Origin of the sequence: Pannus brasiliensis CCIBt3594 (assembly GCF_036688125.1) — a bacterium.
GTDB classification, from domain to species: domain Bacteria; phylum Cyanobacteriota; class Cyanobacteriia; order Cyanobacteriales; family Microcystaceae; genus Pannus; species Pannus brasiliensis.
The window spans coordinates 18,559-45,531 of record NZ_JBAFSM010000041.1 but is presented as its reverse complement, the minus strand read 5'-3'; the positions used below and the strand labels follow the sequence as shown (position 1 = coordinate 45,531).

General features: G+C 52.6%; 25 protein-coding genes. 13 read left to right on the top strand and 12 right to left on the bottom strand.

Translation table 11 applies throughout. The annotated features are described in order from the left end of the window. Nucleotides 1-531: 531 nt before the first annotated feature. From bchD to V0288_RS18560, 3 genes are read left to right on the top strand one after another with little or no spacing between them, the layout of a single operon-like run. A complete protein-coding gene (gene bchD / locus V0288_RS18570) occupies nt 532-2,550 on the top strand; it encodes a magnesium chelatase ATPase subunit D (protein ID WP_332866644.1) in 2,019 nt (672 codons plus the stop codon). Between the two features lie 2 nt (nt 2,551-2,552). Next, nucleotides 2,553-2,735: a polymorphic toxin type 33 domain-containing protein gene (locus tag V0288_RS18565; RefSeq protein ID WP_332866643.1), complete on the top strand. Its 183-nt coding sequence runs from the start codon at nt 2,553-2,555 to the stop codon at nt 2,733-2,735. 25 nt (nt 2,736-2,760) lie between these two features. Next, nucleotides 2,761-3,498, top strand: a complete 738-nt coding sequence (locus V0288_RS18560; protein WP_332866642.1) for a M15 family metallopeptidase — start codon at nt 2,761-2,763, stop codon at nt 3,496-3,498. Here the strand turns inward: V0288_RS18560 and V0288_RS18555 are convergent. Further along, nucleotides 3,409-3,735, bottom strand: a complete 327-nt coding sequence (locus V0288_RS18555) for a hypothetical protein (RefSeq protein WP_332866641.1) — start codon at nt 3,733-3,735, stop codon at nt 3,409-3,411. The two genes, V0288_RS18560 and V0288_RS18555, sit on opposite strands and share 90 nt — an antisense overlap. Nucleotides 3,736-3,867: 132 nt before the next feature. On the opposite strand from V0288_RS18555, the gene V0288_RS18550 reads away from it, so the two are divergent. Beyond that, on the top strand, nt 3,868-4,950 hold the full coding sequence (locus V0288_RS18550) for a class I fructose-bisphosphate aldolase (RefSeq protein WP_332866640.1): 1,083 nt from the start codon (nt 3,868-3,870) through the stop codon (nt 4,948-4,950). Between the two features lie 345 nt (nt 4,951-5,295). Here V0288_RS18550 and V0288_RS18545 read toward each other — a convergent pair whose 3' ends face one another. The 4 genes from V0288_RS18545 to V0288_RS18530 all read right to left on the bottom strand — a co-directional run bounded on the left by V0288_RS18545 (nt 5,296) and on the right by V0288_RS18530 (nt 10,804). Next, complete coding sequence (locus V0288_RS18545; RefSeq protein WP_332866638.1) at nt 5,296-6,303, bottom strand: nitrate ABC transporter ATP-binding protein; 1,008 nt, start codon at nt 6,301-6,303, stop codon at nt 5,296-5,298. A gap of 51 nt (nt 6,304-6,354) precedes the next feature. Continuing rightward, a complete protein-coding gene (locus tag V0288_RS18540; protein ID WP_332866637.1) occupies nt 6,355-8,364 on the bottom strand; it encodes a nitrate ABC transporter ATP-binding protein in 2,010 nt (669 codons plus the stop codon). 130 nt (nt 8,365-8,494) lie between these two features. Continuing rightward, the gene (gene ntrB, locus V0288_RS18535) at nt 8,495-9,322 is read right to left on the bottom strand and encodes a nitrate ABC transporter permease (RefSeq protein WP_332866636.1); all 828 of its coding nucleotides are present in this window, start codon (nt 9,320-9,322) and stop codon (nt 8,495-8,497) included. 156 nt (nt 9,323-9,478) lie between these two features. Continuing rightward, nucleotides 9,479-10,804: a CmpA/NrtA family ABC transporter substrate-binding protein gene (locus tag V0288_RS18530; protein ID WP_332866635.1), complete on the bottom strand. Its 1,326-nt coding sequence runs from the start codon at nt 10,802-10,804 to the stop codon at nt 9,479-9,481. Between the two features lie 696 nt (nt 10,805-11,500). On the opposite strand from V0288_RS18530, the gene V0288_RS18525 reads away from it, so the two are divergent. From V0288_RS18525 to V0288_RS18510, 4 genes are all read left to right on the top strand, one after another. Beyond that, nucleotides 11,501-12,274: a WecB/TagA/CpsF family glycosyltransferase gene (locus V0288_RS18525; protein ID WP_332866634.1), complete on the top strand. Its 774-nt coding sequence runs from the start codon at nt 11,501-11,503 to the stop codon at nt 12,272-12,274. A 128-nt stretch (nt 12,275-12,402) separates the two neighbouring features. Beyond that, nucleotides 12,403-13,269 (top strand): restriction endonuclease, encoded by an 867-nt coding sequence (locus V0288_RS18520; RefSeq protein ID WP_332866633.1) that lies wholly within the window; start codon nt 12,403-12,405, stop codon nt 13,267-13,269. Nucleotides 13,270-13,357: 88 nt separating this feature from the next. Continuing rightward, the gene (locus V0288_RS18515) at nt 13,358-13,579 is read left to right on the top strand and encodes a hypothetical protein (RefSeq protein WP_332866632.1); all 222 of its coding nucleotides are present in this window, start codon (nt 13,358-13,360) and stop codon (nt 13,577-13,579) included. Next, nucleotides 13,572-13,985 carry a retroviral-like aspartic protease gene (locus V0288_RS18510; protein ID WP_332866631.1) on the top strand — a complete coding sequence of 138 codons (414 nt, stop codon included), beginning with the start codon at nt 13,572-13,574 and terminating at the stop codon, nt 13,983-13,985. Before V0288_RS18515 ends, V0288_RS18510 begins: the two co-directional genes overlap by 8 nt. Nucleotides 13,986-14,121: 136 nt before the next feature. On the opposite strand, the gene V0288_RS18505 is transcribed toward V0288_RS18510, so the two are convergent. Next, entirely contained in the window at nt 14,122-15,585 is a 1,464-nt protein-coding gene (locus tag V0288_RS18505) for a WD40 repeat domain-containing protein (protein WP_332866630.1), read from the bottom strand. Nucleotides 15,586-15,645: 60 nt separating this feature from the next. Continuing rightward, on the bottom strand, nt 15,646-17,226 hold the full coding sequence (locus V0288_RS18500; protein ID WP_422662018.1) for a photosystem II high light acclimation radical SAM protein: 1,581 nt from the start codon (nt 17,224-17,226) through the stop codon (nt 15,646-15,648). A gap of 398 nt (nt 17,227-17,624) precedes the next feature. Here V0288_RS18500 and V0288_RS18495 point away from each other — a divergent pair, with 398 nt between their 5' ends. Beyond that, on the top strand, nt 17,625-17,996 hold the full coding sequence (locus V0288_RS18495) for a DUF1830 domain-containing protein (protein ID WP_332866629.1): 372 nt from the start codon (nt 17,625-17,627) through the stop codon (nt 17,994-17,996). 108 nt (nt 17,997-18,104) lie between these two features. Here the strand turns inward: V0288_RS18495 and V0288_RS18490 are convergent, their stop codons facing one another. Then, on the bottom strand, nt 18,105-20,735 hold the full coding sequence (locus tag V0288_RS18490; protein WP_332866628.1) for a chloride channel protein: 2,631 nt from the start codon (nt 20,733-20,735) through the stop codon (nt 18,105-18,107). A gap of 121 nt (nt 20,736-20,856) precedes the next feature. On the opposite strand from V0288_RS18490, the gene V0288_RS18485 reads away from it, so the two are divergent. The 4 genes from V0288_RS18485 (at nt 20,857) to V0288_RS18470 (ending at nt 23,003) form a co-directional block, all read left to right on the top strand. Further along, on the top strand, nt 20,857-21,504 hold the full coding sequence (locus V0288_RS18485; RefSeq protein ID WP_332866627.1) for a Uma2 family endonuclease: 648 nt from the start codon (nt 20,857-20,859) through the stop codon (nt 21,502-21,504). Between the two features lie 48 nt (nt 21,505-21,552). Then, nucleotides 21,553-22,113, top strand: a complete 561-nt coding sequence (locus V0288_RS18480; RefSeq protein WP_332866645.1) for an ATPase — start codon at nt 21,553-21,555, stop codon at nt 22,111-22,113. After that, nucleotides 22,067-22,300 (top strand): hypothetical protein, encoded by a 234-nt coding sequence (locus tag V0288_RS18475; protein ID WP_422662017.1) that lies wholly within the window; start codon nt 22,067-22,069, stop codon nt 22,298-22,300. The genes V0288_RS18480 and V0288_RS18475 overlap by 47 nt, the downstream gene beginning before the upstream one ends. A 142-nt stretch (nt 22,301-22,442) precedes the next feature. Then, a complete protein-coding gene (locus V0288_RS18470; protein WP_332866625.1) occupies nt 22,443-23,003 on the top strand; it encodes a hypothetical protein in 561 nt (186 codons plus the stop codon). On the opposite strand, the gene V0288_RS18465 is transcribed toward V0288_RS18470, so the two are convergent. The 4 genes from V0288_RS18465 to V0288_RS18450 form a co-directional block, all read right to left on the bottom strand. After that, a complete protein-coding gene (locus tag V0288_RS18465; RefSeq protein WP_332866624.1) occupies nt 23,000-23,962 on the bottom strand; it encodes an RluA family pseudouridine synthase in 963 nt (320 codons plus the stop codon). The genes V0288_RS18470 and V0288_RS18465 overlap by 4 nt on opposite strands. A gap of 72 nt (nt 23,963-24,034) precedes the next feature. Next, the gene (locus V0288_RS18460; RefSeq protein WP_332866623.1) at nt 24,035-25,132 is read right to left on the bottom strand and encodes a roadblock/LC7 domain-containing protein; all 1,098 of its coding nucleotides are present in this window, start codon (nt 25,130-25,132) and stop codon (nt 24,035-24,037) included. Between the two features lie 602 nt (nt 25,133-25,734). Then, nucleotides 25,735-26,079: a phage holin family protein gene (locus tag V0288_RS18455; RefSeq protein WP_332866622.1), complete on the bottom strand. Its 345-nt coding sequence runs from the start codon at nt 26,077-26,079 to the stop codon at nt 25,735-25,737. Between the two features lie 36 nt (nt 26,080-26,115). Continuing rightward, on the bottom strand, nt 26,116-26,919 hold the full coding sequence (locus V0288_RS18450; protein ID WP_332866621.1) for a hypothetical protein: 804 nt from the start codon (nt 26,917-26,919) through the stop codon (nt 26,116-26,118). Nucleotides 26,920-26,973: the final 54 nt, after the last annotated feature.

Below are 26,973 nucleotides of genomic sequence, written 5' to 3'. Positions count from 1 at the left end.
GCTTTCAGGGCTTTTTCTTAATTCTAACCTCCCCATAGTGATAAAAGAGCGGTAAGTAGATAACCTCACACTACGTCCCCAGTAATAAATTAGCAGTTTACCTGTTGATTATAGAGAAAATGCCAGTATAGTCAACCCCTAGAGAACAAAAAGCGGAGAATTTCCGTATATTCACCATATATAAGCGTTAAGGTTCAGAATATCAGGCTAGGTCTGGAACTTATCGCCACCGATGAAAGACAAATGCCTAGCACTGTTCGGATAGTGATAAGCTTCCTTGTCTCGAATATGAAAGCCGATCGAACCTAGAGCAACACCAATATACTACAACATTGTCCGCCCCGATGATTTATCCTGTCCCGATCGCTTAACAATTATCTATCCTTGCCATCTCGGAACTCAACTGCCCGAACCTTTCTCCTACCTCACCGATCGAATCTATCGCGACAGCCGTAAATCGATCGAGATCTTTCCGGTCACTCCCGCCAGATCCTGTTTTACACTAGAATTTGGCCTTCTCGATCGAAACCCATGCCCACCGTAAGCGAACCCGTTAATATTAATTTCCCCCTTACCGCCGTGGTCGGTCAGGAAGCGATCAAACTCGCGCTACTTCTCGCCGCGGTCGATCCTGGATTGGGAGGGGTGGTAATCGCCGGCCGTCGGGGGACGGCGAAATCGGTGATGGCACGGGCGCTTCATTCCCTACTTCCCCCCATCGAAATTATCAAGGGTAATCCCTTTCACTGCGATCCCGCGAATCCCGACGAGTGGGACGATAAAACGCGGGAAGAATACGAGAATTACACTGGCGAGATCCCCACGGAAGTGATTCCCTCGCCTTTCGTGCAGATTCCCCTCGGTGTCACCGAAGATCGATTGCTCGGTTCGGTAGATGTGGAGGAATCGGTCAAACGCGGTGAACCGGTTTTCCAGCCCGGACTATTGGCGGCCGCGCATCGCGGGGTGTTGTATATCGATGAAATCAATCTTCTCGACGAACAGATCGCGAATCAACTCCTGACGGTTTTAACCGACGGACGGAACCAGATCGAGCGCGAGGGCATTAGCTTTCAACATCCCTGTAAACCCCTGTTAATCGCCACCTATAACCCCGAGGAAGGGGATTTACGAACTCATTTGCTCGATCGCATCGCCATCGCTTTATCCGCGGACGGGGTATTAAATCTCGATCGACGGGTGGAGGCGGTTAACCAAGCGATCGAGTACGCGACCTCGCCCCGCGCCTTTATCGCCCAATATCAACAGGAAATCGACGATTTAAAAACCGAGATCGTCCTCGCCCGCGAGTGGCTGAAAGAAGTGAAAATCAGTCCCGATCAGATCGCCTATCTGGTCGAGGAAGCGGTCAGAGGAAGAGTACAGGGGCATCGCGCCGAGATTTTCGCCCTCCGGGTCGCGAAAGCCGCCGCCGCGCTGGAAGGACGCGACCGCGTGACCTCGGACGACCTGAAACGTGCCGTAGAACTGGTAATCGTACCTCGATCGATTATCGTTCCCCCACCCCCGGAACAGGAACAGCAACAACCGCCCCCGCCGCCTCCCCCGCCGGAACCCCCGAAAGACGAGAGCGAACAGGAACAGGACGAGGAACAGGAAGACGAGGATAAAGATACGGAGCAAGAACCGGATAATCTGCCCGAAGAGTTCATTTTCGACCCGGAAGGCGTATTACTCGACCCTAGCGTTCTCTATTTCGCGCAGATGGCCCAGCGTCAGGGCAAATCCGGCGCGACGAATTTGATTTTCTCGGAAGATCGCGGGCGTTACATCAAGCCCATGCTTCCGAAAGGGAAAGTCAAACGGGTAGCCGTCGATGCCACTCTCCGCGCCGCCGCGCCCTACCAGAAAGCCCGCCGGTTACGGAATCCGGAACGTCACGTTATCGTCGAGGAGGGAGATCTGCGATCGAAGCGTCTCGCGCGTAAGGCGGGTTCTCTCGTCGTTTTCGTGGTGGACGCGTCGGGATCGATGGCGCTGAACCGGATGCAGTCCGCCAAGGGCGCGGTGATGCGTCTGCTGACCGAAGCCTACGAGAATCGCGATCAGGTTTCTTTGATTCCCTTCCGCGGCGAGAAAGCGGATGTATTACTGCCCCCGACGCGCTCGATCGCCCTCGCCAAAAAACGCCTGGAAACCCTTCCCTGTGGCGGCGGTTCCCCCCTCGCGCACGGTTTAACCCAAGCGGTTCACGTCGGCATGAACGCCCGTTTATCGGGAGATATCGGGCAGGTGGTGATCGTGGCCATCACCGACGGACGGAGCAATATTCCCCTCGCGAAATCCCTGGGAGAACCGATCCAGGAGGGCGAGAAACCGGATATTAAAGCGGAATTGCTAGAAATCGCCGCGAAAATTAACGCGTTAGGGATGAAATTATTGGTCATCGATACGGAGAAAAAATTCGTTTCGACGGGATTCGCGAAAGAGTTAGCCCTGAAAGCCGGCGGGAAATATTATCATCTTCCCCGCGCGACGGAGCAGGCGATCGCTTCGATGGCCCGAGGCGCGATCGCGGAACTAAAATAGTCATGACTACGGAGGAGGAAAGAAACTGGCGGCAGGATCGCTTACTCTCGGATGACGAGATCGAGCGACTGAAAAACGCCGGTTTCAATATCCATAAAATCAAAGGTAGACGCAACGTTTCCCAACAAGATTTATATAAAGATGGGGAAGGAAATATTTACGTGAGACCGAAAGGCTTACAATAGAACCGTTTTCTTTCCCGATGTACTCGTGAAACCCTATCTGAAAATCCCGATCCGCGAGTGTGGCGAACCGTTAGTACCGATCCCGGCGGAAAAGTTCTCGCTTCTCTCCCCGCATCCCTACGAGGCACTGGGAGCCGATTACGGGGGTCGATCGCCCTATTCTCTCCGTCAGGGTGTTCTAGACGCTCTTTTACAGGCACAAACGCGTCTGGAGATCGATCGACCGGGTTGGAAAATCCAGATTTTCGACGCTTATCGACCGGTGGAAGTACAGCAATTCATGGTCGATCACACGTTTAACACCGTCTTGCGGGAACGGGGATTACAGCGAGAGAAGTTATCAACCGAAGAAATCGAGGGTATTTTACAGGAAGTTTACACGATCTGGGCGATTCCGAGCGATAATCCCGCCACACCGCCCCCGCACAGTACCGGATCGGCCGTGGATATTACCCTCGTGGACGCGACGGGACGCGCGATCGAGATGGGAGGGGAGATCGACGAGATGGGCGAGCGATCCCGTCCCGATTATTATCTCGACGCTAACAGCCCCGTAGAGGCTCTGTATCACGAAAATCGAAGTTTTTTAGATAAATTGATGAAAGAGGCTGGATTTAACCGTCACAAGGGCGAATGGTGGCATTTTTCCCTAGGGGATCAGATGTGGGCGTGGTCACTCGATCGACCGTTTGCCATCTACGGGGGAGTTCACTTTTTGGATCGCTCTTTGATGGTCGCGCCGATCGATCGCGAATCCCGATAAACCGCTTAAAATCGAGACGATCGTGCCACCGATCAGGACATTTTTAAACAAGATTCCCGGGTTCGCTGTCGGGGTCGTTTCCACGAGTTTCGTCAGGAAAACGCCCCCTAACCAAGCACCCACGAGCCATCCCCCGACGATTCCCGCGACGGTTCCCCCGAGATTCCATTTCGTTTTCGCGGGTTCGTTGGTGGGAATTCCCGCTTTTATGTCGGGGTGAACGGTAATTTTCGTCATAAAAAGGAATCATAATTCGAGTATTTTTTAATTCTAAAAATGCGACGGCGATCGAAGACTCTTTCTTTAGTTAGAGAACGGAAAAAACGGGGAAGGTTTTAGAATGGGAGGGAGAAGAAAACGGAGGCTATCGTGGTCGCGTCATTACCCGTCACCGATTCGATCGAGGCTTTATTAGGAGATGAGGCCGATTATTTACTCTCCTATCGGGCGAAAGTTCCTCGGGATTTATTACATTTACCGAGTCCGGATCACCTCGATCGGGTGTTCGTGCAGAGCGATCGATCGCCGCGGGTTTTGCGAAGTCTTCAGCAAATTTACTCGACGGGACGGTTAGCGAATACGGGGTATGTATCCATTCTCCCGGTCGATCAGGGGGTGGAACATTCCGCGGGGGCTTCTTTCGCGCCGAACCCGATTTATTTCGATAGCGAGAATATTATTAAACTGGCGATCGAGGGGGGATGTAACGCGGTAGCGACGACATTAGGGGTTTTGGGAAGTGTCGCCCGGAAATACGCCCACAAAATTCCTTTTATCGCCAAAATTAATCACAATGAACTGTTAAGTTTTCCCAACCAATTCGATCAGATTCTTTTCGCTTCCGTCGAACAAGCGTGGAATCTCGGCGCGGTGGCGGTGGGGGCGACGATTTATTTCGGTTCCCCGGAATCGGGCCGTCAGATACAGGAAATTAGCGGCGCTTTCGCCCGCGCGCACGAGTTAGGAATGGCGACAATTCTCTGGTGTTATCTTCGCAATGATGTGTTTAAACAGGATCAAGATTACCATCTCGCGGCGGATTTAACCGGACAGGCGAACCATTTAGGTGTAACGATCGAGGCGGATATTATTAAACAGAAATTACCAGAGGTGAACGGGGGATATAAAGCGATCGCTAAAGCCACGGGACAAAGTTATGGGAAAACGAGCGATCGAGTGTATTCGGAACTAACGAGCGATCACCCGATCGATCTAACTCGCTATCAAGTATTAAACTGTTACGCGGGACGTATCGGGTTAATAAATTCCGGTGGCGCGTCGGGAAAAAACGACTTCGCCGAGGCGATCCGCACCGCGGTGATCAATAAACGCGCGGGGGGATGCGGGTTAATTTCGGGCCGGAAAACTTTCCAGCGATCTTTCGAGGAAGGGGTGAAATTATTTCACAAGATTCAGGATGTTTACCTATCTCACGAGGTCTCGATCGCTTGATAAATTCTCTGGATTATCGGATCGATCGATCCACCTCGCGCCGTGGATGAGTTTTGACGGGAGTATTTGGAAAATCGATCGATCCGTAGGAAAATCTCCGAATCGAGTTGATTCGTCAGTAAACTTGAATTATTCTATTTCTTGAATAAATAATTGTTTGAACTCTATTGCGGTAATAAATCGTAGAGAGTTCGATCGCTCATAGCGAAAACCTAAATGATGAACGCGATTTAAAAATTCTCGATCGAGAAGTCTATTCTTGTTATAACCGATCGCCCTCGAACCGATAAAAAAATCAGGTATCGTTCGTGATACCTGATTTCGATCGATTCTATTCTAGCGATCCTATTTCCCCGCCGGTGCTTCGATCCCCGGAGTCGGGCTAGAAGTGTTCGCGGATTTACTCGTGAACATCTGGATCAAACTGAAACCGACGAAACCGAGTAACGCGATTCCCCCGACGGCCGCGGCGATTTTGCCGACGAGGTTTTCCGTCCGCGGGGTTTCCGGCGCGTCCTCGTCCGGATCTTCATCGTGCGCGAAACGGTTGTAGAGGAAATCTAGAGCCTCGTTCCGTAGTTCGTAGTAACGGGGATCTTCGATGATTTGAGCGCGTACCCGCGGACGAGAGAAGGGAATTTGTAAGATTTCGCCGATTTTCGCGCTCGGGCCGTTGGTCATCATCACCAATCGATCGCACAGGAACAACGCCTCGTCGATGTCGTGGGTGATCATCAACACCGTTAATCGATGTTCCCGCCAGATTTTCAGCAATTCTTCCTGTAATTCCTCCTTCGTGATCGCGTCCAGCGCGCCGAAGGGTTCATCGAGAATCAATACCTGCGGACGGATGGCGAGGGCGCGGGCGATCGCTACCCTCTGTTTCATCCCCCCCGATAGTTGCGCGGGTTTTTTGTTGGCCGCTTCCGTCAATCCCACCATAGATAGATGTTCTTCGACGATTTTTACCTTATCGGCGTGGGATTTATCGGGATAGACCGAGTTAACGGCGATATACACGTTCTCGAAAGCGGTTTTCCAGGGAAGAAGAGAATAATTCTGGAAAACCATCATTCGATCGGGACCGGGGGCGGTGATCTCTTGATTCTGTAGTAAGATTTCCCCGCGCGTCGGCCGGGAAAAACCCGCCACCATATTTAACAGCGTAGATTTCCCACAGCCGGAGTGACCGATGATACAGACGAACTCACCTTCCGAGACTTGGAGATCTACACCATCGAGTACCGTGTAAACCCCGTCTTGTGTCGGGTATTCTTTGACGATATCGCTAACCAGCAAGAAGGGGGATTGATTTTCCGAGGAATTCACGACAGCAGAGGGAAAGGTTTGCATGGTTTCTATCTTAGGGGTCGAGAGTCAGAAGAGGTAGAGATCGGTACTGAATTACTTGACCTCTTGGATGCCATCGAGGAGGATTTCCGAAACCCGAAAATCGCGACGGATGGAGAAACGTTCTAAATAACCAACGGGATCGTCCGGATCGAAGATCAGCCCGTCGAATAAAGCGAAACTCTGGCGATCGGGTTCGATATCGGGGATTCCCAACGCCCGGCAAGCCTCGCCGAACAGATCCAGACGGCGCACCCGCTCGATAATCTCTACCCAGTTGCGCGGGAATGGCGTGTATCCCCAACGGGCGAGTTGGGTTAAAATCCATAACGCCTCGGAACGACCGGGACAATTGGACTGATCGACGTAAAACTGGTTGAAACGGTACAGGGGTTCCGGTTTCTCTCCCAGACCCCGATCGTAGGGAGACAGAAAACCGGGGCGTAAAACTTCGGCGGAGGCTCCCACGTAATGCGGAAGTTGGAGAATCTCCACGATTTCCTCGCGATTGCGGTAATCGTCGCAATATTCACAGGCTTTAATCAACGCCTTAACCATCGCGATATGGGTTTCCGGGTATTTTTCCGCCCAATCCTCTTTTACCCCCAGCACTTTCTCCGGGTGTCCCGCCCAGATGTCGAGGTCGGTGGCGATCACGTAACCCAATCCCTCGCGCACCGCGTAGGAATTCCAGGGTTCCCCGACACAGAAGCCGTCGATATTGCCCGCTTTCAGGTGGGAAACCATCTGAGCGGGAGGAATGACGGTCAAACTGACATCTCGATCGGGATCGATGCCGCCACTGGCTAACCAGTAGCGCAACATGAGATTGTGCATGGACGCGGGATGTACCACCCCGAAAGTCTCGATTTTATCGGGAGTTTGTCCGACGGTTCCCTTGAGATCGGCGAGGGTTCGCACCCCCATTTCCTTGTATTTATTATTGAGGGTGATGGCGTTGCCGTTGCGACTCAGTACCAGCGCGGTGATCACGGGGATCGGCGCTTTCCCCCCGGCCCCCACCGTCATGCTCATGGGCATTCCCGTCACCATCTGCGCCGCGTCGAGGCGGCCGGTAGCGACTCCCTCGGCGATCGATTTCCAACTCGATTCCCGGACTAGGGTGACGTTATCGAGTCCTTCCTCGGCGAAGAATCCTTTTTCCCGAGCGATCACGAGCGGGGCGCAATCGGTGAGGGGGATAAAGCCGATCGCCGGAACGGTTTCGCGCGTCGTCGAACCGATAAACGCGGGCGCGGTTCGCGGAACCTGACCGACTTTTTTGACCCGTTTCTGTTGATTGAGGAAATAAACGATCTCGTTTCGGAGAGAGTAGTAACTGGGATGATTTACCACTTCCAGCCGTTGACGGGGACGGGCGATCGGCACTTCGAGGATCTGGCCGATGTGCGCTTCCGGCCCGGTGGTGAGCATGACCACCCGATCGGAAAGTAACAGCGCTTCATCGACATCGTGCGTCACCATGATGCAGGTAACGTGACTTTCCTGCACGATTTCCATCAAACGTTCCTGTAAATTGCCCCGAGTCAGCGCGTCTAACGCCCCGAAGGGTTCATCGAGCAGTAAAACTTTCGGACGCAGGGCCAGCGCGCGGGCGATCGCCACCCGTTGTTTCATCCCCCCGGATAACTCGCCCGGTCGCTTGTTGGCCGCGTGGCGCAGGTGTACCATATCGATACTCTGTTCGACGATCCCGCGACGTTCGCCTTTCGGTAGATGACGCAGGACGCGGTTAACCCCTAGGGCGATATTTTCCCGCACCGTCAGCCAGGGGAGTAAAGAATAGTTCTGGAAAACCACCATGCGATCGGGCCCCGGTTCGGTGATCTGCCGGCCTTCGAGGATCACCCCCCCGGTACTGGGAGAGTCTAAACCCGCCACTAAATTTAAGAGCGTGGATTTCCCGCACCCGGAATGACCGATTAAAGAGACGAATTCCCCTTTTTTAACGGTTAAATCGATATTTTTTAACGCGATATACTGTCCCCCGTCGGGCAGGGCGAAGACTTTATCAATGTGGTCGATTTCAATAAAAGCTGACATATCTTTGTAGGGCGATCGATAGGTTAAAACAGGGGCGAGGAGTCAGGAGACAGGAGTCAGGAGTTAGGAGGCAGGAGGCAGAATATAGTTTTTTATCTCCCTCACCTCCCTCACTTCCCTCATCTCCCCATTACTTTCTCTCTTCGGGAACGACGAGTCGGGCGATCGAGGCCATCAGTCGATCGAGCAGGAAACCGACGATCCCGACATAAATTAAGGCGAGGATAATCTCGCTGATTCTCGAACTGTTCCACGCGTCCCAGATAAAGAAGCCGATTCCCACGCCACCGATGAGCATTTCCGCCGCGACGATCGCCAGCCAGGACAGACCGATACCGATGCGTAATCCGGTAAAGACGTAGGGAACGGTAGCGGGAAAGAGAATATTAAAGAAATATTCGATTTTCGAGAGTTTCAACACGCGGGAAACGTTTTTATAATCCTGGGGAACCTGTTGCACCCCGACCGCGGTATTAATAATAATCGGCCAGATCGCGGTAATAAAAATCACGAAAATAGCGCTCGGTTCGTTATTCCGAAAAGCGGCGAGGGAAATGGGAAGCCAGGCGAGGGGGGGAACGGTGCGGAGAATCTGGAAAATCGGGTCGATCGCCGTGTAAATCAGCGCGTTACTACCGAGAATAATTCCGGCACCGATACCGATGATCGCCGCTAAAGTGAATCCCACCGCGACCCGTTTCAAACTGGCGAGGATCTGCCAGAATAAACCGACATCCGTACCGCCATTATCGAAGAAAGGATTGACGATCAATTCCCACGTCTCGCTAACCACTTTAGTCGGGCTGGGAAGGGGCGCGTTGGGACTTATGCAGAGAACTTGCCAGATGAGTAAAAAGATTCCGAGGGCGATCGCCGAGGTCGCCATTTTCGGCAGTTGTTTCTGGATCTCGCGAACCCATCGCGATGATTTCGATCGACGTTGTAGGGAAACAGCCATAGTTTAGGTAGGGGAGAGTAAGGGGGAGTGGGGAGATGGGGGAGGTGAGGGAGATGGGGGAGTTTTTGGGGGAAAGGGGAAGGGGAAAAGGGGAAAACTACTTTTCAGTCCCTCACCTTTACCCTTTACCCTCTCTTCCCGCCTCCCGCCTCCGAATTACGCGACTTTTTTGATTTTGAGGGACTTGAGATAGGCGGTGGGATTTTCGGGATCGAATTTCACGCCGTCGAAGAAGGTTTCCACGCCGCGGGAGGTACTGGTGGGAATCTGATCCGCGGGAACGTTGATCGCTTTGGCGGCCTCTCTCCAGATGTCCTCGCGGTTCACTTTATCTACCAGGGCTTTCGCGTCGGTATCGCCGGGAAGGTAGCCCCAACGGGTATCTTCGGTGACGAACCAGAGATCGTGGCTCTTGTAGGGATAGGAAGCGAAATCTTTCCAGAATTTCATGGCTACGGGGCTATTCTCAACCTTACGACCGTCACCGAAGTCGATATTCCCCCGCGCGCGACCGAGAATATCTTTCGGATCGATCTTCAACCATTCCCGTTTCGAGATAATATTGCACATTTCTTCCGTGTTGGCGGGATCGTCGCACCATTGTTGCGCTTCTAACACGGCCATCGTTAACGCTTTGGCGGCTTTGGGGTGTTTATCCACCCAATCGGCGCGCATGGTGAAGGCTTTTTCGGGGTGATCCTTCCAGAAATCCCCGGTGATCAGGGCGGTATAACCGAGTCCCTGGGCGACTAACTGGGCGTTCCACGGTTCGCCGACACAGAAAGTATCGATCGTGCCGACTTTCATGTTCGCCACCATCTGCGGCGGGGGAACGACGATCAGGGAGATATCTTTGTTCGGATCGATCCCGCCGGCCGCTAACCAGTAACGCGTCCAGAGGTCGTGATTTCCACCGGGGAAAGTGACGGCGGATTTCAGGTCTTTGCCCGACGATTTCGCTTTGAGGGCAGTTTCTTTGAGCTTACTGCTATCGAGTTCGAGTTTGAGATCGGCGTGTTGTTTGGCGATCGAGATCGCTTGTCCGTTGGTATTCAGACGCGCGAGAATATACATCGGCACGGGCTGTTTGGTAATTTTACCCGTCGTCATCAAGTAGGGGATGGGGCTAAGAATATGCGACCCGTCGATCCCGTTACCCGCGGAACCGAGTTCTAAGTTATCCCGAGTCGCCGCCCAAGAAGCCTGTTTTAAAACTTCTACATCCGGCATTCCGTATTTCGCGAAAATCCCTTTTTCTTTGGCGATAATCAGGGGGGCCGAATCGGTGAGCGCGATAAAGCCTAATCTAGCCGTGGTCACTTCCGGCGCGTCGGCCGCTCCCGTCGCGGGGGCGGTGGTATTTCCCGCGGGCGCGCTGTTGGAGGCGGTATTGTTGGAACTCGCGCAACCGTGCAGGATGGCGGTTCCCACGGCGGTCGCCCCCGCGGTCAGGATGAATCTACGTCTAGAAAGGTTGCTCATGTCCTTGATAATTGGTGAATAAAAGGAAACGGGTAATCGCTCGATCGATAATTTTATGTCGTTACTTCCGGATCATTTCCTACCCGAATGGATAGAGTGTATTGAAGATAACTATCGCTCGACGGAAATCGTTTCGGTTCGATCGATTCGCTCTCGGTTTCCGAAGAACCGGAAAGCGGCGATTTCCGGTTCCGCTTTTCCTACGCCGTTCGATTTTCGAGCGTTATTCTCGATACAGGTCATCGGGAAATCAGCGGTTACGGGAATTTACGGGTTATCACGGAAGTAATTAACCTAAATTTACAGTCTTCAAAGGGAAAAATCGTATAGATCACTACAAAATGTTTTTCGGGATGTAATTTAGACATGACGATTTGTAACAAGCGCATCGATCGCCCCCTCTGTCGCGCCCGTCCCGACCCGCCGATCGGATAACCAGAGGCTAAATACAGGTATTTTCCCACAAAAAGCCGTATTCAAGATTTATAAGCTTTCTGTTTAGCTTTCTAAGAAGATCTCTCAACGCCTTACTAGGATAAGAATCTCGATCGAGCGCGATCGCGGACGGAAAACGATATATTATCCGCGATCGCGTCGAAAAAAGGCGATCGATCGGACGGGAGGGCGATCGGTCCGCGGGGGATTTTGGGCATTCTAAGGCCAGCGTGAAGTTATATCGGGGAGAACGCGCGGCTTATGGTGTTACCCTATCGATCGATTATCGGCACTCGCATCGACGCGACCAGTTACCGGGACGCGTGCGATCTCGTGCAGGAGTGGGTGGAAAACCGTCTATCCGCGTACATCGTGGCCGCGAACGTTCACGTCGTCATGACCGGTTACTGGAATAAAGCCTATCGGAGAATCATTAACGGCGCGAGTTTGGTGACTCCCGACGGGATGCCTTTGGTCTGGGGATTGCGCTTACTGGGAATCAAACGACAGAATCGCGTCTACGGGCCGGATCTCATGTTAGCGTGGTGCGATCGGGCCGCGTCCCTACAGATTCCCATCTACCTCTACGGGGGAACGGAAAACACCCTGATCCGACTCCGGGAAAATCTCCAAAAACGTTTCCCGAATCTGATCATCGCCGGTAGCTATTCCCCTCCTTTCCGTCCCCTCACCGAACGCGAAGAAGCCGAAGATCTCGATCGAATTCACGCGTCGGGCGCGCGGGTAGTTTTTGTCGGGTTGGGATGCCCGAAACAGGAAGAATGGATGGCGCGACAACAGGGAAAATTAAACGCGGTAGCGATCGGGGTCGGGGCCGCTTTCAGTTTCCACAGTGGCGAGGTTTCCCAGGCGCCCCGCTGGATGATGAATCTAGGATTAGAATGGCTCTATCGTTTCACCCGCGAACCGAAGCGTTTATGGCAGAGATATTTAATTAATAATCCCAGTTTCTTACTGTTGTTCGGGTTACAGCTTGTCCGGGGAAAATTTTTCGGAAGAACTCTCCCCATGTGATCGGTTACATGATATACTAAGTCTGTCAGCCGTCGGCGTTTAGCTTTCAGCGATCGATCGTTGTCTGAAAGATACGAAATCGACGGCTCATCGTTTATTTGATCCGAATTTAACTACCCGTGACAGTCATGGCAGAAAATCTATCATCTTCGTCATCTTACTATCATATGCACCTTCCAATCCTAAAAGCTTTGAAGCTTTTAGGCGGTTCTGGAACGACCGAAGAAATCAATGAAAAAGTCGCTCAAATCCTGAATATTCCAGATGAATTTTTGAACACCCCTCATGGGAATACATCGCAAACAGAAATAGAATACCGTCTTGCTTGGAATAGGACGGACTTGAAAAAAAGAGGTTTTATTGAGAACTCATCACGGGGGGTTTGGGCGTTAACGCCTAAATCAACTGATATCGATATTGATAGTTTAGATGATTATAAAGAGCTTATTAATTTGACTCAAAATATCTCGAAAAATCAAGCCGTAAACTCGAATGATATAGAGGAAAATACTGCATTAGAAATCGAAGAAACATTAGAATGGGAGCAACAACTTCATCAAGAGATTTTAAGGCTTTCCCCGTCTGCTTTCGAGCGCTTGAGCCAGAGACTATTGCGAGAATCCGGATTTACGAACGTAGAGGTCACGGGAAAATCGGGAGACGGGGGGATCGATGGCGTGGGAATCGCTCGAATTCATGGTTTTTTAAGCTTTCCTGTTTTATTTCAATGTAAACGCTATCAAGGGTCGGTAACGGCGAGTCAAATTCGCGATTTTCGCGGCGCGATGCAAGGACGAACCGATAAAGGATTATTCATCACTACGGGAACTTTCACCAGAGACGCGAAAAAAGAAGCGACTAGAGACGGCGTACCACCGATCGATCTCATCGACGGAGAAGAATTAGTCCAGCGATTGAAAGAATTAAAACTCGGTGTGAAGATCGAAATGGTGGAATCGATCTCGATCGATACCGATTGGTTCGCGAACATTTAATCTTCTACTAGGGAGAAGGGTTAGCGCGAAGGCAGTGTTATACTGAGAGGGAGTGACCAAAATCCAGATCGGTAACTTTTTTAAATCTATGCTGACAACTACTCAATTGGCTCCCCTGCTTAAACAATTGTCTTACTCCGATAAGCTCTTATTGCTTAATTTCCTGGTAGCCGAGTTGCTCAGGGAGTCTGATATCGTACCGCTATCTATTCAAGACGATCTCCCTAGACAAGGTTTACATGACTCTTTTGAGGCGGCCGCCATTCTAGCCCAAGCCTTGAAAGAGAAACAAGAATTGACTCATGGCTAACAAAGTACGATTTTCTTTCACCGAGGTAGATCCTAGTCTTGGATCATTAAGTACGCTTCCTTATTTACCATTGACATTAACGTATCAAAATCAATCTTTGAGTGTTTCTGGTCTATTGGACACCGGTTCAAGTGTTAATGTCTTGCCTTATGAAATGGGTTTAGCGTTAGGTGCGGTCTGGGAAAATCAGAGATTATCGTTACCATTAGGAGGTAATCTAGCTAGGTTTGAAGCTCGTGCATTAGTTGTACAAGCTACTGTCGATCGATTTCCCGCTGTCGATTTAGCTTTCGCTTGGACACAAGACAAATACGCCCCACTAATCTTAGGGCATATGAACTTCTTTCTCGCATTCGATGTCTGTTTTTACAGATCTGACCTAGCATTCGAGATTAGCCAAAAGTAGTTTAACTCTTAAGCCTAGCTCTGTGGCTCGTCTGTTAGAAATCTTTCCAATCGAAGATTGCCATCGCGGACGCTAACCGATTTAGAACAATACCAAATGGTGCGATCGATCGAGATCGATTCGCGAAAATTTAGATTTATTCCATTCTCTGCCAGATACCGATCGAACCGTCCCCGCAAGCCGATACTAGATAATTCCCGTCGGCACTCTCCGCGATCCCCGAAACCGAGCGCGATCGATCGAACGCGACCGGAATCGTCACGATCGCCTGTTGATAATTCGATTGCCAGACCGCGATCTGTCCGTCCGTCCCCCCGCTAAATAACCATTGTCCCTCTCTCGCGAACCGGAGCGCCGTTACCTGTCCCGAATGAGCGTTGAGAACGCGGATCGGTTGTAAGATATTCCCCGCGTCGGGGGGGGAACTCCAGAGTTTTACCGTGCCGTCCACGCAACCGGCCGCGATCGTCGTCCCGTCCCGCGAGAGGTCGATCGCCAACACCGAAGAAACATTTCCCGCCAAAACCGCCAACTTTTCCCCCGATCCTACCCGCCACAGCGTCACCGTCCCATCGCCACCCCCGGCCGCAATAAAATCCTCCCTAGGAGAGATGCCTAACGCGTAGATAGCCCCCAGAGAATCGTACATACTCGCCGTTTCCTCTCCCTTGTCCAACGACCACTGTTTCAGGGTTTTATCGTAACCGGCGCTGACCAGAAGACGCGACCGGGGAGCGAAACCCAATCCGTGAATCGATCCCTCGTGACCGAGAAAAATCTCCTCTAACTGCAATCGCGGGTCATCCGCGCGGAAAGTCCACCATTTTACCGTTCGATCGAACCCTCCCGTCGCCACCGAATACGCTTCTCCCTCTCCCGTCACCGCGAGCGCGAGAATTTCCGAATCGTGTGCGTCAATGCTGGTAACGAGATTCCCCGTCGCGAAATCCCACACTTTCAACGCGCGATCGCGGCCGACACTGAGGAGAAATCGATCGTCCGGGGTGAGCGCGATAGCGGCGATCGCTTCCCGGTGCGCTTCGATAGTACGGATACACTCCCAGCGCGGTACATCGGACGGGAAGGAAGACGCGGTTAGATTCAACGTCGGTAACACGATTCTCGATTCGATCGCCTCGATCGGTTCGGGGATATTTTCTTCGGAAATATCGGTTAAATTAAACAATTCCCGTCTTATCTGACCGTAGGATCTTTCTAAATGCTCCACTCTTTCCCGTAGCGCGTGATGGTTCAGATATTGAACGATCCCGTTGAGCGACTGTTCGAGGGCGATAATATTTTCCGGTAACGAGGACGGGGGGGGAGAAGATCGCGGCCGGGATGTTTCGATCTGTCCGCTTAACGCCGTCCGTTCCTCCTCCCACTGACTCTGTAATTGTCGCGCCAACCCGGTCAAGCGTCTCCTTTGTTGGGCTTGCCAGCGTAGACGGTTCAGAATATTCAGCCCCAGCGTTACGATCGTGAACAACAAAGGCAGAAACCAGATTCCCGAGGCGATCGACGCGAGTAAAGTGATGAACGCGAAGCCTAGCGTCGCGTATTCCGCCCATTCTAGCCAGTGGGGACGATGATCGGTCATAAAGTCAGGAGATAGGAGGTAGGGAAACAAACACGGTAGATCGCGTCCGTCCCCCCTAGATTAAGCCATAATTAGCTCTTTTTTCCGTTCCTCGATCGGCGCGTTCAGTGCCTCCTCTAGCTCCGCTCTTCCCAAACGTTCTTCGAGAATTTTCAGGACTTCTCGCCCGAAATCGTTGGGATTCTGCCGCCAAGCCTGTAAACAGACCTCGCCAAAGAACGATCCCAGCGGTTCCGGGTTCCAGAGGAGTTTTTTCGCCGTCCAGGGCATCAAGCTCATCGGGTCGTAACCGGGTTTGAGGATTTCTTTTTGAAACGCGTACTCTTCGAGATGGGTATGGGGTTGTAGACCGATAAAGAAAATCGCCGGTTCCACTTTATCGACCCCGAAAATGTTCTCTAACTCCCGATGGTAGGCGATCGTCTGCCGGATCGTCTCGAAGGTTTCATCGATGACGTTAAAGGAATAGTTCACCGACACGAGATCGCTAAATCCGGCCGCTTTGAGATCCCGGCAGTTTTGCAAGACCGTTCGCAGGTTATACCCCATCCGCATCTTGCGAACCAACTCCTGCGATCCGCTCGTGATACCGATCTCGAAGTAATTCATCCCCGTTTTCACCATCAGATCGCACAGTCGCGGGGTGAGATTATCGGCGCGAATATAGGCGGCCCAGTGAATATCTTTCATCCCGGAATCGATGATTTTTTCCAGTAATTCCGCCGCGTCGTCGATAAATTTGCGCGCGGGGATAAATTGCGCGTCGGTGAACCAGAAATTGCGGATTCCCCGATCGTACAACTGTCGCATTTCCTTGACGACTTCCTCCGCGGGATTGATGCGAACCTGTTTGCCCTCCACTACCGTGTACACGCAGTAACAACAGTTGTGAGGACAGCCGCGCTTGGTTTGCACGCCGATATAAAAGTCGTTTTCCTGGAAATAGTAGTCGAATTCCGGCCAGATAGTTTGAATATAGTCGTAATTACAGGCGGATTTCTCTAGGGGGGTCGGGAATTCGTGGATCAGCCGTTTTCTCGGTTCCGTCTCGCCGACGACGTAACAGCGCTCGTCACGGAAATCTTTACCGGAGAGGAATTTTTCGAGTAACGTCTCTCCTTCTCCCACGGAAACGATCGTACCCGTCGGGAGTTTGCGTTTCAACTGTTCGTAGAATACACTGACCGCGCCACCGCCGACGATCGCCCGCGCCTCGGCATGGTAGCGTCTCGCCCGATCCAACCCCCGTTGAATTAAGCCCTGATTGCGCCATAATTCGCTGTAATAGGCGGTCGTCACCTTCAAGCCCCCTAACGCGCCCCTCAGCCGGATCAGGGGATTTTTGGCGTAGTAAAACTCGAAGGCGTTTTGGAGGGGATTCCCGCCGCGTCCGCCGACGGGGGCGTAAATCTGGATATCGCGCCAGGAGAAGACGAGTAGGGTGGGTTGGAACTCGTCGATCGCCCGATCGAGCGCCGGGTTAAAATCCAACGGGGGAACGGTTCCCAGATCGAAAATCTTCTGTTCGATGTCGGGGAAAAGTTTATGAACGTGATCCGATAGATAAACCACACCGATGGGGAAAATCGGGTTACAGGGAAGACGGACGTAGAGAATACGCTGGGTGATGGGTCGTGTCATGGGAGCCGGTCACGAGAATCCTGAGTGATCTTAATATAACTTAACCATGAGGGAGGGAACGCGCCCGGGTCCCGATCGGTATCTAACTTGACAAAATCCCCGGCGATCCCATAGGATGTCCTCTATCGAATCTATCGAGATCCCGAGCCGATAAACCCCTTTTCTCCCCCGATCGAGAAAAACGACGGAAAACCTTCTCTCGCCTCTTGACAGATCGCTAACCTGTCGCTATCAGTTAAATTTTAGATTTTTTTAATAAATGCGTCTCTCTCTCGCTAGAAAAAGCGATGGGGGGATCTCGATCGAACGATTGTAATCATCATTACAACTAGCGGGGATCAAAGAATGTTAGGGTGGGAGGGCAATGAAAAACCCACTTTAAGATCCCCCGAATTCCTATGGCTCAGATTCTCGACCCCCTCCCCAACGATAAGAGAAATCGTATTCTTTGTTGCTATGTAAATGTCACCAGTCAGATTCAAATCGTTCGCGTCACGAACATTGTCAACTGGTATTTCGAGCGGGTGGTTTTCCCCGGCCAGCGCTTGGTCTTTGAAGCCTTATCGGAAGCTCTATTAGAAATTCACACGGGAATGATGGCCAGCGCGATCCTCTCGGACACGATCCCCTGCGATCGCCTGTATATCGGTGGGGGAGATGACGACGATCTCGATGGTGGGTTGACGACGGAAGAAGAGTTCGGCGAGAAACTTCCCTCGGCTAAAATCGAATCTCCTATCGCGTTCAGTCCCATTCTCGCCTCCGCGTGAACGATCGATCGGCGCTCATTTCTCCGCCGTCCGCCGGGCGGGAATCGCTCGCGAATTCCTCGTTGTAGTGTTTGGAAAAGTCTGACTTTTACAATTCAATTCTATTGATTACCCTTCTAGTAATTCCCCTCGAAAGAGAAGCACCGTACAGTTGACGGAACGGGCGATCGTCGAGGGGATATTGCCGTGTAGGAAGCGATCGAGCAAACTCTCGCGGGAAGCGCCCACTAAAACGAGGGAACAGTTTTCCGACTCGACGAGATGGACGATCGCCTCGGCCACATCAGCCGAGCGGATCGGTAGGGGAACGATCGGTCGATCGACGATCGCCTCTAAAGATTCCGTCACCGTTTCCAATCCCGACAGATCCGGCAATACTTCCGCGGGCGAGTAAATTTTACACAACCACAATTCGGGAGAGCGATCGCCCCGGTACATTTTCACCAGTCCCGGCAGGAAATCGAGGGCGCGGCGCGCGTTCGGCCCCCCGGCGACGGGGATCGTCCAGATCGCGGGACCGTCGAGATCGCCGGGATAGGAATTCTCGTCGCCCAATTTCACCAGCAGGAGATCGCAGGGGGCCCGATCGATCAGCGTATCGACCACTTCCCCGAAAATCGCTCCCCCGGTAGATGTCACGCCTTTCCAGCCCGTGATTAATAGCTTGATATGGCGTTCGCGGATCGTTTCCAGAATCGCGTCCTCGACGGAACGCGCCACGACGATCCGCGTGTGCAGGGGGATTCTCTCGTGACGGGCGGTTCGTTCCAGACGGTGCAGTAATTTCCGTTCCTCGCGAGTGTCCACGGCTACCTCGGACGGGGAACTGTGCCGGGGGACGGGGATCACGCGCAGACACTCGATCTCGTAGTTTTCCTCCCGGGCGATGCCCATCGCGATCTTTAATAACGAGGACGCGTTACGGGGGTTGGCGACCGGGAGTAAGATGCGTCCGGTTCCGACCGCGGGCGATCGGGTTTGATAGACCACGTAGGACGGCGTGGAACGGACGGGAAGCTCGCAAACGCCCGCTAATTGATCGACCTCGACCCGGATAATATCGGTACGGGTGATAATGCCGACTAATTTCTGTCCCTCGGTGACGGGTAGCCGGGAGAGTTGATAGCGGTTGAGTAGGAAAAGAACGTCGGTGAGGGGCGCGGTCGGTTCGATCGAGATCGGGTTCGGGGTCATCACCTCTTTAAGCGGTGTCGCGCCCGATCGCTGTTTCAGGCTATCTAGGTCACTCTGGGTAAAAATCCCCGTTAATCGGTCGTTTTCCACCACCGGAAAGCCGCGATGGTGCGATCGGGACATAACTTTCAACACTTCATCGAGAGGGAGATCCCCGGATAGCGTCTCGACGTGGGACTGCATGACATCGGCCGCGGTCAGGTGGGCGAGAACATCGTTATTCGGCGTTTCCTCGGTTAACCGGATGCCGCTCGCGGAGAGTAGATGCTCGTACAGCGAACCTTTAAAAATGCTCTCGGCGACGATATAAGACACCGCGCAGGTCAGCATCAGGGGCAGAACGATATTAAAATCGCGGTGTAGCTCGAAGACGATGACGATCGCCGTCACCGGAACCCGCACCACTCCCGTAAAAAACGCGCCCATTCCCGCGAGCGCGTAGGTAGCTTCCGTTCCCAGACCCAGCGTTCCCGTCACCACCTCGCCGACGAGAAACCCTAACGCCGATCCCAACACGAGAGCGGGCGCGAGCAGTCCCCCCGGCGCGCCGGAACTGTACGCCAACATGGTCAGCAGGAAATACACCCCGAAAGCGATCGCCGTATTCTGGCCGTTCAGTTCCCCGGTAACTAAAAATTCCCGTAATCCCGTGTTATCGCGAAAAAATGGCGGGAGAACGGCGATTACCGCCCCAGAAAACAGCCCGATCGCCCCGATCCGCCAGGCGAGGGAGAGGGACAGACGACGCTGGAATCGACTACAGGCCAGAATTCCCCGGTTGAATAAAGCGCCGAGAGAACCGGCTAAAGCGCCTAACAGAAAATAAATGGGAATTTCTTCGACCGAAAAGCTGATATTGACATTTCCCGCCATCATCGGGGGCGTATTCTGGAGCATCATGGAAACCACCGCCCCGATAAAGGAAGCGACGAGCGCGGTTTCTAGGGTGAGGCTGGAGACATCGCGCGTCAATTCCTCGATCACGAACAGAACCCCGGCGATGGGGGTGGTAAATCCCGCCGCCAATCCCGCCGCCGCGCCCGCCGCGATCATCTGGCGACGGTGATCCGGGGACGTGGGAATCCAGTTACTCAACTGCGCCGCTAACGCCGCGCCGATATGGACGGTGGGAGCGCGCCGGCCCAGCGTTAAGCCTCCCCCGAGAATCAGGATCGCGCCGATCATTTTAACCACCGCCACGCGCCAGGAAAGGGCCATCGGGAATTTCGCGAGCGCCGCTTTGACTTGGGGGATACCCCCGCCAGCCGCCTCGGGGCTGAATTTCTCCAAAATCCAACCGGCGAGATACCCGGAGGTGAAACCGACGAGGGGCAGGACAAAAAAAGGATGGGACTGATTAATGAACTGGATTCGTAAGCCTCCCAACCAGCCGATTCCCAGTTTGAGGATGATGGCGGCGAGGGCGGAGAGAATCCCGATGGCGCAAGCGACCGCGAGGGCGTACCGTTCATCGATCGCGCTCCGCCCGAAGTGACGGGATTTAAACCAAACGCGGAGATGTTTATAGCGGGAAAGCAGTCCCATGAGCGATCGATCGACAGTCTGTTTCTAGAATAGCCGTGTTTTTCGGCAACGGGAGCGACAATTTATCCCTCGCCTCGGGGCAAAGGTGTTAGATTGAGGCGGAAGAGATAGGGCGATCGCTATGGTAACGTTACAGCTTAAACAGGTGACGATTCCCGCGGGCGGCCGCGTTTTCCTGACGGGCATCGGTTGGCGCGAGTTCGAGGAGATTTTAGAAGAGTTAGGGGAATCTCGATCGAGCCGGCTCGCCTATTATCAAGGAACTTTAGAGATTATCATGCCGTTACCGGAACACGAAAAGGTCAAGGTAATTATCGGGAATCTGTTGGCGATTCTGCTCGATGAATTGTCGATCGATTGGGAACCCTACGGCTCGACAACGTTTAAACGCCAAGATATGAACGCGGGCATCGAACCGGATGATTGCTTTTCTATTCAAAACGCCTCGCGCATGATCGGGAAACGAAGAATCGACCTAGCGATCGATCCCCCACCCGACCTAGCGATCGAGGTGGATGTAACTTCTAAAACCCAATTATCCGCCTATGAAGCGTTAGGGGTTCCCGAAATCTGGCGATACGAGAATAATCGGTTAAAAATCAGTATTTTACGCGACGGTCAATATCTAGATTCTCCCATCAGTCCTACTTTTCTCGATTTTCCCGTTCTCGAATCGATCGAGCGATTCTTAGCGATCGCTTTTTCCGAGGGAACCAGTTCCGCTTTACGCGATTTCCGTCGCTGGATTCGTGAGAGAAAACAGGATTAATCATTTCCTAAAATATTGAATCGGTGAATATTTATGCCGGATCTCTAGATTATCGGGGGCGCGAACGGCGCGGGAAAAACCACGGTAGCCCTCACGTTACTCCCGAATTTTCTCGATACTTTTGAATATGTAAACGCCGACGAGATCGCCAGAGGATTATCCCCGCTAAATCCCGAATCGATGGCGATCGTCGCGGGAATATTGATGTTAGAAAGGTTACAGACGCTCTCGAACTCCGGGGTTAATTTCGCCTTTGAAACAACCCTCGCGAGTCGTTTTTTTGCCGTCTTCGCGAGAGATTGTCAGACGAGAGGGTATACCGTCAATCTGATTTACTTCTGGTTAAATAGTCCCGAATTAGCGATCGAGCGAGTCCGTCAAAGAGTGATCGCCGGCGGCTATAACATCCCCGAAGATACCATCCGAAGACGCTATCAAAGAGGGGTTAACAATTTTTATCAACTTTACTTACCGATATGTAATACTTGGATCGTGTACGATAACTCTTCCTCTCGTTCTCGATTGATTGCCGCTCGAAATACTGAAGGAGAAACAGCGATTTATGTCCCCGAAATCTGGAATCGAATCCGAAACGATAGTAACTCCTGAGTCAACTTTGTCGGAACTTCATCAAAAAATCGACGCGGGAGTGAAACAGGCGATCGCGCGCGCGATCGAGCGGCATCGTCAACTCGGGGAATCGATCGCCATCTCGGAAAACGGCAAAGTGACGATCGTTCCGGCCGATCGAATTCCCGAACTATTCACCGAAAACTATCGAACGGAACCTCTCTAGAGCGAACCGAGCGAAAAATGGCTTCCAACCGGATCGATCGGGAAAATCCGGTAAACTTTCTTCGGGAATTAACGGATTCTCGCTGTAGTTACTGGAGAACAGTTCCCGAACACCCGCGCTTGGCTAAGTCAAGGAGTTTTTTATGAGTTCCCATTCCCTACCCCGAACCATCGCCGACGATCTCCTCTCGGTTTTGCTCGACGAAGAAGAGACCGCGTACCCGTGGGATCTCGCCGATCCGAACACCGAGGCGATATTTCGAGAACGAGAGGAAGCGTTTTCCCTCCTCGATGGTTCGGAAGAAGGGGAAATTCTCGATCGATCCGCGACGTTTTTCGCCACCCTACAACAGCGCTGGGACGCGATCGAGAACGGGACGGGCCGAACCTCGCTATTCGATCGATTCGCCCCCTTACTCCCCAGCGAATACCTGACCCGGCTGATCGAGTCGGCGGAAACCCTCATCGATCGACCGATCGATCCCCTAGATCGTCTGGTAGCCTGTATCCATCCCCTTTTTCCGAAGTGGTTAGACGAAGATCTACAGGTTTTCGCCCGTCCCCACGCGCTCGCCCTACGCGACGAGGGAACCCCTCCGGTCAAAAACACGCGGGATTGGCGGACGTTATCCGAGAGCGAGCGCATTCGCCGGAGTGCCTCGATCGCCGCCGAAATCCTCAGAGAATTAACCACGAAACCTTAAAAGAGCGCGTTCGCCGGGCCGCTTTTCCCCGCCCCGCCTACTTTCGCCCGTAAAATGTCGAGAACCTTGCTGAAAATCGGCGGGATCGGGGCGATCGCCTCGATCGATTCCCCCGTGACGGGATGTTCCAGGATCAACCGGCGCGCGTGGAGTAACTGGCCGGGGAGATTCACGCCGATCGAGCGTCCCGAACTATAGACGGGATCGCCGACGATCGGATAGCCGATCTGACTACTATGAACCCGGATCTGGTGGGTTCTGCCCGTTTCTAGGCGGAATTGGAGGAGACTATAGTTTCCCAGCCTTTCTAACACCTGCCAGTGGGTGACGGCGTTTCTACCGCCTTTTTCGGGGGGAACCACGGCCATTTTCTGGCGATCGCTTCGGTGGCGACCGACGGGGAGATCGATCGTGCCGCTCTCGGTTTTCGGCGCGCCGTGGACGATGCCGAGATATTCCCGGCGGGCGGTTTTCGCCTTTAACTGCGCCTGTAGGTGTTGGTGGGCGCGATCGGTCTTGGCGATGACTAACGCGCCGGTCGTGTCTTTATCGAGGCGGTGAACGATACCGGGACGCTGTACGCCGCCGATTCCGGCGATATTCGGGCAATGGTGGAGAATAGCGTTAACGAGGGTTCCCGATTCGTGTCCGGGAGCGGGATGGACGACCAAACCGGCGGGTTTATCGATAATCACGAGATCGTCGTCTTCGTAGAGGATCGCGAGATCGATCGCCTCGGCGACGAGTTCGAGGGGTTGGCTATCGGGAATGGTGACGGACAGGCGATCGCCATCGGCTACTTTTACTTTTTTATCGGTACAAATCCGCCCGTTTAGCTGGATATTTCCGTCTTCTATCAGTTTCTGTACTCTCGATCTCGATAATTCGGGGATTTTTTCCGCTATCCAAGCGTCTATTCGTTCTTTTTTTCCTTCGACGGTGAGCGTTACCTGATTCATGAGCGTCGCGGCGCGGGGTAAGTGAGCCGTCCGCCGTTCGCGCCCCGGATAGCGAGCGTTTTCCCGTCGGTTTTACCGTCGTTCGAGCCGGGTCGCGTCCGCGTCCGCGTCCGCGTCATCGGGATCGTAGAAGACCGTATCGAGCGGGGAGACGGTTCTCGAAGAATCGAACCGGGCTTTGAACGGGGGAGAAGGGGAAGATTCGTTAGACGGGAGGGAATTTCCCAGGAGGATTCGTAATTTCGCCCTAGTTTTCCGGATCTCCGCCTCGATCAGTCCCGATACCACTCTACCGGTTTTGACCAGTAAATAAGCTTCCGACGTGCAGGCGGTTAAGATCAGGTTTCCCTGCCGGCCGCGGATGGCGATCTGTTCGACACTATCCCAGGCTAATTCTTCTAGGGTGTTGTTGGCTAGATATAACATGGTTCCCGAGAGAAGTAGGGAACTATTTTCCTCGATGCCGATGGCCGGCATGAGGGGTTGTCCTTCCGGCGAAACGAGGGCGATTCCCTCGATCGAGATCGGTTTCGCCATTAATTCCCGAACGACCCGCTCGATTTCCGAGGTATGGACGGGAGCGATCGAATCGGTCTCGATTTTGGCGAGGGCGCTCTCGCGGGAACCGTTCGTCGGCTTTTTCGGGGGGGATACGGTCTCTTTGGCCGACACGTACCACTGTAATAATTTTCCCTCGCGTAGTTGACGGTGGCTGAACAAACGGATATCTTTCGAGAGTTTGATGCCCATGTCGAAAGTGTCGGAGCGATAGTGATCGGGGATCTCGACCCGATCGCTCAGGATCACGGGTTGATTTCTCGCGAACCGCTCCATCGGCCCGGCTTCCAAACAGGCGAGAACTTTAACCAGTAACTGCGAGTCTAGGGTTTCCGTCAGGTAATAACCATGAAAGTAGGGAACATCTAATCTACCGAACTCGTCAGTGCCGTCATGCCTTAGCCAGCCGAATAGGGTTTTATCGCGGGCGATCTGGTAGAGATAAACTCCTTTATGATTCCTCGGGGGAGGATTGTAAGTATCCCATAATCGGGAGACGATATTTTGAGAGAAAACTTGCTGGATAGATAGCGGTATATTCGCGCTGGCGATGTATTTAAATCCCACCCGCTCGAAACTACTGTAGATCAGTTGTTCGACAACTAAAGACATGATCCGTGTTTCTCGAAACCTCTATCACTATTGTACTAAAATTCCCGATCGCGCGTAAATTATTTTAACTATCATCCGAAAATGGCTGTTTTTTCCCGATCGTGTGAACGGGAAACGATCGGTAGATTTTTCGCGAGAGGGATCGATCGAGCGATCGCGAACGGTTCGTTTAGACGGGGAACCGCTTACAGCCTTTTTCCCGGATAACATCGAGCGATCGGTTTTTAAGAGGCCGTGAGTGGTCGTACAAAATCAATTTCCTAGTTGAGACAGGCAATAGGCAATAGACCATAGGGTTATCAAAATGTGATTTTAATTTTGTCGGGGTACTTAGAGCGAACGTCGTTCCGGATAGCGCGGTACGATCGCGATCGTATCGATCGGTTTCGGATAAGTTTTCGGGGGCGAATTATTCTTTACTTATCCTCATCGGGCGAAAGAGTGAAAACCTTCCCAGTTTTACCGGGAGCGATCGAGCGATCGCTCCCGGTGAATTCTCCGAGGATTAAGTTTTTCGGGCCTGTCGTCGGGAACCGAGAATCGAGCGATTTCGAGAGTCTTGACGACATCGACACCCGAGGGAATGACAAGGACGGCGCGGGTTAATCGTTGGCGAAAAAATGATTTAAAATTCCCGACACGATCGAGACCACGATCGATCCGAACAGCGCGGCGAAAAAAGAGCTTACATGAAATCCGGGAATAAAATAGGAAGCCAGAGAAAAGGACAGCGCGTTAATCACGAAGATAAATAATCCCAGGGTCAGGATCGTTAACGGCAGGGTTAATAACACCAGGATCGGACGGACGATCGCGTTGATCAAGCCCAGGGCGACGGCGGCCAGTAAAGCCACCCCGAAACTGTCGATCTTGATACCCGGTACCAGATACGCCGTGATCACCAAGGATACGGCGGTGATGACCCACCTTACCAGAAAAGAAAACATAAGCCCGTCTAGCGATCGTTTAGTTCGATTTTTATTTTAATCGGGATCGGTCGCGATGGGCGCGGTGGTCGGCAGGGCTTTAACGCGGGTGCCGAGGTTCACCCCTTCCTCGGATTGCTCCAAGACCAGTAACGGGGTGGGTTTCGCTTTCTGATCCCAACTGATGACAACTACCTGACCGTGAATGGCCGGTTGCCAGGTATCGTGTTCGGAATCCGCCGAGAGAAATTTCTCCACGCAGTCGATAATCTCGTTAACCGTTGCCGTACTGGTTTGGGTGGGGAGTTTCGTCAGCTTGATCTGGATGCGGAATAAAACCCCTTTATTCCATTTTCCCTCTTGGGTCTCCACCTCGTAGGTGACATCGAAATTCTCGTCGATCTGTCGTCCCCCCCCGACGATTCCCACGGAATTTTTCGCGGTATTCGGTCGCAGGGCTTCCCCGATGACCTGGGTGATTTTCATCTTGATCTGATTGACGATGACGTAGTGAAACACTTCCTCGTCCATCCTCATTCGTAAATAATCTAGGTTAAAAGACCTAGAGTGGACGAGATCGGGGTTGGTTTCCATCTTTTTGATGGTATGGAGAGACAATTTAAGCTTTTTCTTCAAATCTTGATTTTTAAATTGCTCGAATTTAACTTCTTTTTTGACTCGATCGAGCGCGAGTTTCCCGTAAATCAATAAACCGACGAGAGCGAGCGACAGCCCGATCGTGCTATACATCCAGAACGAGTTCTCCGAGGGAGTAGCGGGCGCGGGTTCTGGAGAGTTCACTTGAGCGAGAAAGGCAAGCTCGGCGGGGGGCGATTCGATCGGGAACCGTGAGGGAAACATATTCACGCTAGGCTGAAAGTAGGCGAACGGTAACAAACAGTAGACTTAGGATTA

What these genes read in the sequence shown, in the direction of transcription:
- bchD (WP_332866644.1), top strand. Translation starts at nt 532, where the DNA reads ATGCCCACCGTAAGCGAACCCGTTAATATTAATTTCCCCCTTACCGCC.
- V0288_RS18565 (WP_332866643.1), top strand. Translation starts at nt 2,553, where the DNA reads ATGACTACGGAGGAGGAAAGAAACTGGCGGCAGGATCGCTTACTCTCG.
- V0288_RS18555 (WP_332866641.1), bottom strand. Translation starts at nt 3,735, where the DNA reads ATGACGAAAATTACCGTTCACCCCGACATAAAAGCGGGAATTCCCACC.
- V0288_RS18545 (WP_332866638.1), bottom strand. Translation starts at nt 6,303, where the DNA reads ATGCAAACCTTTCCCTCTGCTGTCGTGAATTCCTCGGAAAATCAATCC.
- V0288_RS18540 (WP_332866637.1), bottom strand. Translation starts at nt 8,364, where the DNA reads ATGTCAGCTTTTATTGAAATCGACCACATTGATAAAGTCTTCGCCCTG.
- ntrB (WP_332866636.1), bottom strand. Translation starts at nt 9,322, where the DNA reads ATGGCTGTTTCCCTACAACGTCGATCGAAATCATCGCGATGGGTTCGC.
- V0288_RS18530 (WP_332866635.1), bottom strand. Translation starts at nt 10,804, where the DNA reads ATGAGCAACCTTTCTAGACGTAGATTCATCCTGACCGCGGGGGCGACC.
- V0288_RS18525 (WP_332866634.1), top strand. Translation starts at nt 11,501, where the DNA reads ATGGTGTTACCCTATCGATCGATTATCGGCACTCGCATCGACGCGACC.
- V0288_RS18520 (WP_332866633.1), top strand. Translation starts at nt 12,403, where the DNA reads ATGGCAGAAAATCTATCATCTTCGTCATCTTACTATCATATGCACCTT.
- V0288_RS18515 (WP_332866632.1), top strand. Translation starts at nt 13,358, where the DNA reads ATGCTGACAACTACTCAATTGGCTCCCCTGCTTAAACAATTGTCTTAC.
- V0288_RS18510 (WP_332866631.1), top strand. Translation starts at nt 13,572, where the DNA reads ATGGCTAACAAAGTACGATTTTCTTTCACCGAGGTAGATCCTAGTCTT.
- V0288_RS18505 (WP_332866630.1), bottom strand. Translation starts at nt 15,585, where the DNA reads ATGACCGATCATCGTCCCCACTGGCTAGAATGGGCGGAATACGCGACG.
- V0288_RS18500 (WP_422662018.1), bottom strand. Translation starts at nt 17,226, where the DNA reads ATGACACGACCCATCACCCAGCGTATTCTCTACGTCCGTCTTCCCTGT.
- V0288_RS18495 (WP_332866629.1), top strand. Translation starts at nt 17,625, where the DNA reads ATGGCTCAGATTCTCGACCCCCTCCCCAACGATAAGAGAAATCGTATT.
- V0288_RS18490 (WP_332866628.1), bottom strand. Translation starts at nt 20,735, where the DNA reads ATGGGACTGCTTTCCCGCTATAAACATCTCCGCGTTTGGTTTAAATCC.
- V0288_RS18485 (WP_332866627.1), top strand. Translation starts at nt 20,857, where the DNA reads ATGGTAACGTTACAGCTTAAACAGGTGACGATTCCCGCGGGCGGCCGC.
- V0288_RS18475 (WP_422662017.1), top strand. Translation starts at nt 22,067, where the DNA reads ATGTCCCCGAAATCTGGAATCGAATCCGAAACGATAGTAACTCCTGAG.
- V0288_RS18470 (WP_332866625.1), top strand. Translation starts at nt 22,443, where the DNA reads ATGAGTTCCCATTCCCTACCCCGAACCATCGCCGACGATCTCCTCTCG.
- V0288_RS18465 (WP_332866624.1), bottom strand. Translation starts at nt 23,962, where the DNA reads ATGAATCAGGTAACGCTCACCGTCGAAGGAAAAAAAGAACGAATAGAC.
- V0288_RS18460 (WP_332866623.1), bottom strand. Translation starts at nt 25,132, where the DNA reads ATGTCTTTAGTTGTCGAACAACTGATCTACAGTAGTTTCGAGCGGGTG.
- V0288_RS18455 (WP_332866622.1), bottom strand. Translation starts at nt 26,079, where the DNA reads ATGTTTTCTTTTCTGGTAAGGTGGGTCATCACCGCCGTATCCTTGGTG.
- V0288_RS18450 (WP_332866621.1), bottom strand. Translation starts at nt 26,919, where the DNA reads ATGTTTCCCTCACGGTTCCCGATCGAATCGCCCCCCGCCGAGCTTGCC.